General features: G+C 60.1%; 2 protein-coding genes and 1 pseudogene. 2 read left to right on the top strand and 1 reads right to left on the bottom strand.

The genetic code is table 11. The features are described from left to right. Nucleotides 1-40: 40 nt before the first annotated feature. A complete protein-coding gene (locus tag EOA86_RS30275) occupies nucleotides 41-844 on the bottom strand; it encodes a Ku protein (RefSeq protein WP_127212381.1) in 804 nt (267 codons plus the stop codon). A gap of 182 nt (nucleotides 845-1026) precedes the next feature. On the opposite strand from EOA86_RS30275, the gene EOA86_RS30270 reads away from it, so the two are divergent. Beyond that, nucleotides 1027-2169 (top strand): branched-chain amino acid ABC transporter substrate-binding protein, encoded by a 1143-nt coding sequence (locus EOA86_RS30270; protein ID WP_128344983.1) that lies wholly within the window; start codon nucleotides 1027-1029, stop codon nucleotides 2167-2169. Nucleotides 2170-2342: 173 nt separating this feature from the next. After that, nucleotides 2343-2551: pseudogene (locus tag EOA86_RS30265) on the top strand (phosphoribosyltransferase); the annotation flags it as partial.

Here is a 2551-nt window from a genome sequence, read left to right as displayed (position 1 = left end):
TCATTGTGCTGCCTTTTTTCTCCCGAGCAACTCCGTGCGCCTATTTTCGCTTTCCGGTCTCCGAGCCGATGCTTTTGCGCAGCGCATCCATGATGTTGATCACGTTGCTGGGCGGTTGCTCGGCCTTGTCCTTCGCCTTGGCTGGACGCTTCTTGCCCTTCTTCTTCGAGGCAATGATCTCCAGCAGCCGCGCCTGGACGGGATCTCCGGTCATGGCGGGATCCCACTGCCTGGTTCGCTCATCGATCAAGGTCGAGACCATATCCATCAGTTTCGGGTCGGGTTTGGCATTTTCGATCTTGCCGAAATAGTCCTCGGGATCGCGAACCTCGTCGCCATAGCGCAGTGTCCACAGCACGATACCCTTGCCTCGTGGTTCAAGCATGACGGCGCGCTCGCGGCGGTACATGACCAGTCGCGATATTCCGACTTTCCCTGTCGACTGCATCGCGTCGCGAATGACCGAGAATGCTTCCTCCCCGACCGGATCGTCAGGGGTGAGATAGTGGGGCTTGTCGTACCAGATCCAGCCGATGCTGTCGGCATCGACAAACATGTCGATGTCGATGGTGCGCGTGCTCTCCAGCGCGACTGCGTCGATCTCATCGTCCTCGAGCAGGACGTATTCGTCCTCGCCGCGCTGATAGCCCTTGACCTCGTCGTCTTCAGCAACTGGTTTGCCGTTGACGGCGTCGACATATTGGCTGACGACGCGATGCCCGCTCTTGCGATTGAGCGTATGGAACCGGACCTTTTCGCTCTCGGTGGTAGCGGGCGTCATCGCGACCGGACAGGTCACGAGCGAAAGCTTCAGATAGCCTTTCCAGAAAGGACGCGGCGCCATCGAGGATCCTCGGCAGGTGTAAAACAGTCGAACGCATCAAGGTGATCGATTGTTCCAGCATCGTTTCGTCGCGCTCCAAGGCTCGCCAGCAAGAATCCATCATTTTTCCGGTTCGAGAAGGAACCGATGCGCGCAAGCGCAGTTCGGGGCAGACAAACGGCTCGGCAGCAAGGACCATTTCAATGTCGGAAGCGATCCGGATCGCAATCGGCGCTCCATTGTCGGGAAATGCGGCGGCGCTTGGCGCCGAGATGAAGCAAGCGATCGAACTCGCGGTCGAGGAGCAGAACGCGGACGGTGGCATTGCGGGCTTTCCCATCATGGTTGAGGGTGCGGACGATCAGGGAAAGGTCGAGACCGGACGGCAAGTCGCGGACGACTTTTGCAACCGGCCGGATCTGCTTGGCGTCGTTGGCCACTACAACAGCAATGTCACCATCGCTGCGGCGGAAATCTATGCCGCCCACGACCTCCCGATGATCACGCCGATCGCTTCCGACACAGCGCTCACCGAGCGCTCTCTGCCGAATGTCTTTCGCTTCACCAACCGGGATGATCAGACCGGAGCAGCCATTTCCCGTCATCTCTACGACACCATGGGCAAGCGCCGCGCCGTCCTCGTCGAAACCGAAACGATGTACGGCCACAGCATAGGCATCGCGTTCTCGCGGGCCTTTCTGTCGCTCGGAGGACGCATCGCGGAGCGGCGAACGGTTCGCGAAGGGAGCCGCGATTTTGACCCGCTGGTCGCATCTCTGCGGGCCGATTTCGATCTGCTGTTCTACGGCGGCAGTTTCGAGGGTGCTTTCATCCTGCGGGCGATGCGCCGTGCAGGTCTCCACCAGCTCTTTGCCAGCGGTGACGGCTGTTGGGACGCGGTGAATTTCCTTGAGCCTGCGGGAGAAACCGCAACATTGGGCGAAGGCGTTCTCGTGCTGTCCGCCACGCCCGAAGTGGGTAGAGTCGCTGGTTCAAGCGATTTCGCTGCACGCTATGCGACGCTGTTCGGACCAGTCGGCAACTATGCGGTGAATTCCTACGATTCAGTCCGCGTGCTGATCGCCGCAATCAGGGACGCGATCACTGAAACCAAGGGAAATCCGAGCCGGCGCGACGTTCTGACTGCGATGCGGAAGCTCCGCTTCAAAGGCATTGCTTATAGCGATCCCGTGCAGTGGGACGAAAAAGGCGACAACCTGGCCGTCGTCACGGCGCTCAATGTCGTGGAAAATGGCCGATTCCGACAGGTTGCGGAAATCCCGCGAACGCAAGGGGGCCTGATAGATGCGGCCTCGCGACGACCGCGGCAATTTTTATCAAGGTGAAACGAAACAATTGCCTCCGATCGCCGTTTCGCCAGCAAGGTGAATTTGGGCGAGGAAGCGACGATGCGTGCAACCGGTCCGGAGGTTTTCGGCAAGACGCTGCAGACCGCGAACATCTTGGCACGAGTAGCGACCCAGCGATGCCAGGTCTCGCCCTTGCAAAGGTGAAGCCAATGATTTTTGACGCGCCGAAATTCAGGGATCGAACGGAGGCGGGGCGCCAGCTTGCCGCCGCTTTGACCGGGTTCGCGGCAACCGATCCACTGGTACTGGCGCTGCCACGCGGCGGAGTGCCGGTTGGCTTCGAAGTGGCGAAGGCACTCCGTGCCCGGCTCGACGTGCTGCTTGTACGCAAGATCGGCGCGCCGGGCCATTCCGAATA

The sequence above is a fragment of the Mesorhizobium sp. M5C.F.Ca.IN.020.32.2.1 genome, from assembly GCF_004023105.1.
GTDB lineage: Bacteria > Pseudomonadota > Alphaproteobacteria > Rhizobiales > Rhizobiaceae > Mesorhizobium > Mesorhizobium wenxiniae.
Note: the sequence above shows the minus strand (reverse complement) of the source record. Positions and strands in the feature narration are given on the sequence as shown.